The sequence below is a fragment of the Methyloceanibacter sp. genome, from assembly GCF_058506495.1.
Map to the genome: position 1 here is coordinate 1 of NZ_JBZMXT010000103.1, position 6,312 is coordinate 6,312.

General features: G+C 57.9%; 9 protein-coding genes. 3 read left to right on the forward strand and 6 right to left on the reverse strand.

Translation table 11 applies throughout. The features are described from left to right. Nucleotides 1-733: 733 nt before the first annotated feature. From msrB to AC33YF_RS12355, 4 genes are all read right to left on the reverse strand, one after another. Nucleotides 734-1,237: a peptide-methionine (R)-S-oxide reductase MsrB gene (gene msrB / locus AC33YF_RS12340; protein WP_491777506.1), complete on the reverse strand. Its 504-nt coding sequence runs from the start codon at nucleotides 1,235-1,237 to the stop codon at nucleotides 734-736. 159 nt (nucleotides 1,238-1,396) lie between these two features. Beyond that, a complete protein-coding gene (locus AC33YF_RS12345; RefSeq protein WP_491777507.1) occupies nucleotides 1,397-2,242 on the reverse strand; it encodes a sensor histidine kinase in 846 nt (281 codons plus the stop codon). 13 nt (nucleotides 2,243-2,255) lie between these two features. Then, on the reverse strand, nucleotides 2,256-2,414 hold the full coding sequence (locus AC33YF_RS12350) for a DUF1328 domain-containing protein (RefSeq protein ID WP_491777508.1): 159 nt from the start codon (nucleotides 2,412-2,414) through the stop codon (nucleotides 2,256-2,258). Nucleotides 2,415-2,504: 90 nt separating this feature from the next. Next, nucleotides 2,505-2,936 (reverse strand): response regulator, encoded by a 432-nt coding sequence (locus AC33YF_RS12355; protein WP_491777509.1) that lies wholly within the window; start codon nucleotides 2,934-2,936, stop codon nucleotides 2,505-2,507. A gap of 41 nt (nucleotides 2,937-2,977) precedes the next feature. Here AC33YF_RS12355 and AC33YF_RS12360 point away from each other — a divergent pair, with 41 nt between their 5' ends. Further along, nucleotides 2,978-3,187: a DUF3309 family protein gene (locus tag AC33YF_RS12360; protein WP_491777510.1), complete on the forward strand. Its 210-nt coding sequence runs from the start codon at nucleotides 2,978-2,980 to the stop codon at nucleotides 3,185-3,187. 61 nt (nucleotides 3,188-3,248) lie between these two features. Here AC33YF_RS12360 and AC33YF_RS12365 read toward each other — a convergent pair whose 3' ends face one another. After that, complete coding sequence (locus AC33YF_RS12365) at nucleotides 3,249-4,040, reverse strand: response regulator (protein ID WP_491777511.1); 792 nt, start codon at nucleotides 4,038-4,040, stop codon at nucleotides 3,249-3,251. Between the two features lie 236 nt (nucleotides 4,041-4,276). On the opposite strand from AC33YF_RS12365, the gene AC33YF_RS12370 reads away from it, so the two are divergent. Both AC33YF_RS12370 and AC33YF_RS12375 read left to right on the forward strand, forming a co-directional pair. Beyond that, a complete protein-coding gene (locus AC33YF_RS12370; RefSeq protein ID WP_491777512.1) occupies nucleotides 4,277-4,519 on the forward strand; it encodes a NepR family anti-sigma factor in 243 nt (80 codons plus the stop codon). Nucleotide 4,520: 1 nt separating this feature from the next. Beyond that, nucleotides 4,521-5,078, forward strand: coding sequence for a sigma-70 family RNA polymerase sigma factor (locus AC33YF_RS12375; protein WP_491777513.1), 558 nt, complete (start codon nucleotides 4,521-4,523; stop codon nucleotides 5,076-5,078). A gap of 31 nt (nucleotides 5,079-5,109) precedes the next feature. Here AC33YF_RS12375 and AC33YF_RS12380 read toward each other — a convergent pair whose 3' ends face one another. Further along, entirely contained in the window at nucleotides 5,110-6,081 is a 972-nt protein-coding gene (locus tag AC33YF_RS12380; protein WP_491777514.1) for an AEC family transporter, read from the reverse strand. Nucleotides 6,082-6,312: the final 231 nt, after the last annotated feature.

A 6,312-nucleotide genomic window follows, 5' to 3' on the forward strand; every position in this document is an offset into this window, starting at 1 on the left:
TGGGTCGCTGGTTCGAGTCCGGCCCGGGGAGCCACCCTCTTCGTTCACTTGATTCTTTTCGCCTCGCGGGGCGGCTGTAACACGTTGCGGCCTGATGGGCCCTTCGAGAGATCTCAGCTTGAGAAGCCTCTTTTTCGGCTGGTTGCCGGCCTCGCTCAGGCTATGCTCTTCTAGGGCATAGTGCGTCGTGACCGCGCTTGGGTGCGCGACGAGGGAACACAGTCTTGAGCGCGTTTTTCATCGATCGACCGATCTTCGCGAGCGTGCTTGCGATCGTCATCGTGTTGCTCGGCGCTGTTCGGCCAAGCAAAGCCGAAATTTTCTGATTACCCAAGTTACAAAAGCGAGGTGTCAGCGTTCGGCCCGTTTTTTGTCGGCACTGAGAAGCTGTTGGTTTGAGACGGTCCCAAAACGGCAAGTTTCGCCGGCGTGCTTCGTCCTTTGCGAGAAGCAGGCGGCAAACTCTTCGAACGATGGTGGAAACAAGGTGTGGCGGGACGGTGATGCGTCGTCCAGGCGCTCCGGGTGACAGTACGAGCGAGGGCAGCCGTCCCCGACTCCCTCACCCCCGTAATACCCGTACGGCGAACGGGGTACGCACAACTGACCCCGCCACTGAGTGAAAACGCGTCGCCCTGCGCTTGGTTCCGCCGCATCTCGACGCCGGCCCTTTTCTGCCAGTGACGCCCAAAAGTCGGCAGCTCCCGAGCCAGTGAGGTAGGACTCGGCGGCTCTAGGCCGGGATGAATTTCAGGGAGACGCCGTTTATGCAGTAGCGCAAGCCGGTTGGCTTCGGCCCGTCGTTGAAAACGTGACCAAGATGCCCGCCGCAACGACGGCAATGAACCTCAGTGCGGGACATGCCCCAGCTGAAGTCCTTCTTCGTGCCAATATTCCCGTCAATCGGCGCATAAAAGCTCGGCCAGCCCGTTCCCGATTCAAATTTCGTTTTTGACTCAAACAGCGGAAGATCGCATCCAACGCAGGCAAACGTACCTTTTCGTTTCTCTTGGTTGAGCGGGCTCGTCCACCGAGCTTCGGTATCATGTTCGCGCAACACCGCATATTGCTGAGGCGTCAGCATTTTGCGCCATTCCTCGGGGGTTTTCGTGACCTCGAACTGACCTTCTGGCGCAGCCGTCGCGGGCGAACTATTTCCCCGCAGAAGAGCTGCACCGCCCGCCGCTGCGGCTGCAACGCCAGCGGTGCCAATAAGAATCTGTCGTCTCGTGACCATAGTGGCTCCTTCCCAATCGGCAGCCGCCTTACTGGTCATGGCCGATTGATATGACAAGAATCTAAGGATTGTCCGAAGACCTTCAACTCAACTTCAGCGCACAGCCGTTCACGTGCGCTTTATCGTGCAACCGCAGCAATTCAGGGATCGCCGCCGGCCCTAGCCCCTCGAGGAGATATGCGAGTCCGGAATAACGATGTCGCAGCGGACCCCTTGCGGCGCGAAGATCAGCGTAGCTTGCCCAGAAAGAGCCTGGCTCACGATATTCTCGATCACCGCGCGCCCAAAGCCCGACCTGGATGGCTTCTTGACTTCGGGCCCGCCTGTTTCCTGCCAACTGAGCTTCAGAGTGTTTTCGTCGTCACAAACGAGCCAACTGACATGCACCGAGCCTTCAGGCCGGGAGAGCGCACCGTACGTCTCGGCATTCGCCGTCAACTCATGCAGCGCCATGCCGAGGTTCTGTACGGCCTCTGGCTTTAGGACAACATCTTCTCCGTCAATGGAAACCTGTTCACTTGAAGCGTCGGCGTACGCCTCCAGCTGCTGCTCGACCAACATCCGTAGCGATGCGCCCTGCCAGTCGTCTGCGACAAGAAGATCGTGCGAAACACCGATGCCATGAAGCCGTGCGCCGAAGCGGTCGAGAAACTCGTCGACCGTGGCCGTTTGCCTCGCCGTCTGGCGAGCAATCGCTTGAATGACGGTTAGAAGGTTCTTGGATCGGTGCGTCAGCTCGCGAAGCAGCAAGCGAAGCTGCTGTTCGGTCGCCGATCTCTCCACCGCAAACTGCCGGTCTACCTCGGCCAGTTCCTTCGTGCGCCGTTCGAGGTCCGCCTCGAGCTGCTGTCGCGTAGCCGCACGTGCGCGCGCCTTGTTGCGAGCTTGGTAGAGATAAATCAGCAAACCGCAGGCCAAAAGCGCGCCGATGAGGACGAAAGCCACGGCATTAGCCGCGGTTGCATGGGCTTGAATGGGTAATGCGACGCTCACAGGGAGGTCCATGACATAGCGGCGACTACACGAGTGCGGCAATCAAAGTGACCAAGAACACAAGGACGAAGATGAAGAAAAGAACTCGCGCGACGCCCGCCGCGGCCGATGCGACGCCGCCGAAGCCGAATATGCCGGCAATCAGCGCCACAACAGCAAAAATTACAGCCCAGGTTAGGAGCATCTATGTTTCCACTGGCCGTTCGTCTTCGGCAATCACTGCGCCCACCTACGCCAAACGCCTGAACGTCCGAATTGTTGCGCGGCGCCGTTGTCAAAACCCAGCTACCGCCGCAAGAATCTCTTGGTCCGTGAATGGCTTTCGGACCAGCGGGGCTGCGCTGTGGGCCGTCGGCAAGCTCTCGCGGCCATAGCCGCTCACAAACGCGAATGGCAAGCCACGCGTGGCTAACACATCTGCTATCCGGCCTGCGGACTCACCGCCGAGATGTGCATCTAGCAATGCTCCGCGGAGTGGTCGGCTTTGGATTGCACTAAGCGCATCGCTGACAGTGCTTGCGGGGCCGACGACATCTAGTCCCGCGCTTTCAAGCGCTGCGACGATGTCGAGCGCAATGAGAAACTCGTCCTCGACAACAAGAATGGGATTTGAGTTGATCAAGTCGACTCCCTCCTGCGCCAAGACCGGTAACGTCTTGTGGGAAACGTAGTGATTGATGATTGGTTTCGCTAGTCGAGCAGGCACGCCTAGTCCGGCTGAGCCTGACGCGATACCAAGAATAGTCTATGTTCTGCAAATTCTTGCCTACAGCCCAGTACAAACAAAATCAGAGAAACGGTATGGGTCCTACAATTATACTCATCATCTTGGTCGCGGTCTTGCTCGCCGTCCTGCCGGCGTGGCCCTATAGCCGCGGTTGGGGCGTGTTTCCTACTGGGCTGGTGGGCGTCATTATCCTCTTACTTCTCCTGTTGATGTTTCTGGGCAAGCTTTAGGACGGCCGACCCTTCGCATCAGCACATCGGTCGTAAGCATGTGGATCGAGGCCGCTCATGGTCAGCTCTTGCGCTTGGCGTGCTGCTCGAAGAAAAGCGCTTGAGAAACGATCGCTTTGACCGTGTCGGGCTGATACGGCTTTGTGATCAGGAAGGCCGGCTCGGGGCGCTCGCCCGTCAGCAGCCGGTCCGGATAGGCGGTAATGAAGACGACAGGGACTTCAAACGAGTCCAACATCTCGTTGACAGCATCAAGCCCAGAGCTTCCGTCTGCGAGCTGAATATCAGCAAGGACCAAACCGGGCGTCTTACTAGAAGCCGCCTTAACGGCTTCGACATGGGTCCGCGCTACCCCTGCAACTTGGTGCCCCAGCCCTTCGACAATCGCTTCTAGATCCATGGCAATCATCGGCTCGTCCTCGATAATGAGCACATCGGTCGCAACTTGCGCCGCTATCTCCCGGCCCGCGTCATCGAGTAGTGCTTCCACGTTACTGGGCGTGGTGTTGAGGATGTCCGCCGTTTCTTCCTCCGAGAAACCCTCCACCGAACAGAGCACAAAGGCCTGCCTCGCCAGCGGCGTGATCTGCTCAAGCTGCCGATCGACTGCGCTGTCTGCTCGCTCGAAAACCTCGGTCTTCAGGTTGAGCCCAACAGAATTCCACATGCTGACGAATGTTCTATAAAGCGCAACGCGAGGCTCGAGGCTGTTGTCGAAGAGCGATGGGTCTTCCACCAGGACCTGCAAAGTTGCCGCAACATAGGCGTCGCCCGCACTCTGTGAGCCCGCAAGAGCACGCGCAAAACGCCGGAGCAACGGCAGGTGCGGCGCGATGGTCTGAGACAGCTGCATGAAATGGTGCTCCCCCAAAGGGCATGGGATATTGGTCAATCGAGCTCCCAACTTCTCACACACGCGGGCGAAAGAAACAATGCAGAGGTTGGCTCAGACGCGTTCAGGAGGCACGAAATTACCGCAAAATTGGCCCGCCCCTGGAACTCATTGAAGGATTGCGGGTTTTTCCAGTGCAGATATGCAGCGGTTATCGGTTACAATCGGGTTGCTGATCGTACCGATAGGGATCCGTTGTGACCGAAGACGACAAGGACAAGGCTCCAAGGCGCATGGCCGTCGACGCCAGTAAGAGAACCCAGCGGCCGGACGATGAACTCGTCGAGCCAGCGGCCCAACAGGATGCAGGTATGTCACCCGCGCTCCAAGCCCACATTGGCCGTCAGGTTCGAGCGGTGTTCGACTCCGTCGCCCAAGAACCGGTTCCCGAGCACCTTTTGAGGCTTCTCAAGGATCTCGACGACAGCGGAGAGAAATGACTTGTCAGACACGGTTTCACCGAGCCTGAAGGATGAGCTCGTTGCTCAAATTGGTAACCTGCGGGCCTTCGCCGTATCGCTTTGCGGCGACCGCGAACGTGCGGACGATCTTGTGCAAGAAACGCTGTTCAAAGCTTGGAACAACCTCTCTTCGTTCGAGGAAGGCACAAACCTCAAAGCCTGGCTATTCACGATACTTCGCAACACCTACTTTTCCGAACGGCGGAAGAAAAAGCGCGAGGTTGAGGATGTGGATGGCGCCTATGCGGCCAAACTCTCATCGAGTCCAGAGCAACATGGGCATATGGACATGCGCGATTTCCAGGAGGCCCTAGATGAATTACCAGACGATCAGCGCGAAGCGCTTATCCTCGTAGGGGCCGCGGGATTCTCCTACGAAGAGGCAGCGGAGATTTCCGGTTGCGCGGTGGGCACCATAAAAAGCCGCGTCAATCGTGCGCGCCGCCGTATCGCCGAAGCCCTACACCTCGAAGGCGAGGCGGATGAAGTGACCGCAAAGGCCGGCAGAGCGCCCGTCGTCGCTTCCCGGAGCGCCTAGATGTCTGATCCTAATGCAACGCGGCGGGCCGCTACCCCACGAGCCAGATAAATAGGCTCATGGTGATCAGCGACCCGAAGGTGCTGATCAGCAAGGCCGATGCGGCTTCTGGAATCGCCGTGCGATACTGAACTGCCAACATCACCACAATCGCAACGGCGGGCAGCGCAGTCGTGACGACGGTTTGACCTAAGATCGGATCCTTATAGCCCAACGCGAGCATTCCCAAGCAAACGACGCCGGGCTGCACCACATTCTTGATGAAAACAAGACTAATCACGGGGCGGCTGAGGGTTACGCTGTAACCAGCAAGGATGATTCCAGAAGCGAAAAGCGCCACGCCAGACGACGAGTGACCAAGCAGCGAGAGCGACTGATCGATAACCTTAGGGAGGTCAACGCCGAGCAGAACCATGATGAACCCAGCGCTCGGTAACCAGACGAGAGGCTGTTTGAGAGATTTCAAAACCGTGTGCAAAATATCCATCCGAGGTGCTGTCCGATCCGGTGCACCTCTCGCCCCCAAAGCACTGCTCTCGCTTCGCGCAGCGTCAAGTCCCAGTAAAATAAGTGTGGCCGGCACGAGGACAATTGAAATGATGATGCCGCCGGCAGCAATTGGAATGTTCGCTGTGGCCCCGTACAAGCTGCCCAAAACGGGCACGCCGACAAAAGCCGTGCTTGGTCCCGATGCCATCAAGGCACGAAGTGCGCTCAAGCCAGGCGGATGATGGAAGACAAATGAAGCGGTCAGAAGCACCAGCACATATGTGCCCACGACTGCAAGGAGCAGGAAAACTACGAGCGGAATATCGGCCAGCAATTCCTCACGCCCGGCAGTGAACACGCCAACGAAAAGAGCCAGTGGCAGGGCGTAGTTCAGCACCATGCGGTTGAGGGTCGGCACCTCATCTTGCGAGAAATCGTGGTGCCATGCGGCGAAGTACCCGAGCATAATTGTGATGATTGCCGGCAGCAGCGCGCTGAGAATCTGACTTAACATTGGTCCCCTGCCGCGTCGAGAAACGCCTTTTTCCTAGGCGCTTTTCGCCTATCTACCCTGATATCCCGGCACACTGCCCCAAGCAGTTATTCGGCCTGGATAGAATAAGGATCCGCCAAATCAACGGTACCCCTCTTGATGTCTCGCCGCAGAGACCAAATGTGTATGCTCTAACCGAAGCACCCTTGTGGTCCTGCGAGAAGACCTGGAAGCAGCTTCGTCGAACTCCCT

Bases quoted from the DNA above. Each gene is read 5' to 3' on its own strand.
- msrB (WP_491777506.1), bottom strand. From the start codon at position 1,237: ATGGTCACGAGACGACAGATTCTTATTGGCACCGCTGGCGTTGCAGCC.
- AC33YF_RS12345 (WP_491777507.1), bottom strand. From the start codon at position 2,242: ATGGACCTCCCTGTGAGCGTCGCATTACCCATTCAAGCCCATGCAACC.
- AC33YF_RS12350 (WP_491777508.1), bottom strand. From the start codon at position 2,414: ATGCTCCTAACCTGGGCTGTAATTTTTGCTGTTGTGGCGCTGATTGCC.
- AC33YF_RS12360 (WP_491777510.1), top strand. From the start codon at position 2,978: ATGTTCTGCAAATTCTTGCCTACAGCCCAGTACAAACAAAATCAGAGA.
- AC33YF_RS12365 (WP_491777511.1), bottom strand. From the start codon at position 4,040: ATGCAGCTGTCTCAGACCATCGCGCCGCACCTGCCGTTGCTCCGGCGT.
- AC33YF_RS12380 (WP_491777514.1), bottom strand. From the start codon at position 6,081: ATGTTAAGTCAGATTCTCAGCGCGCTGCTGCCGGCAATCATCACAATT.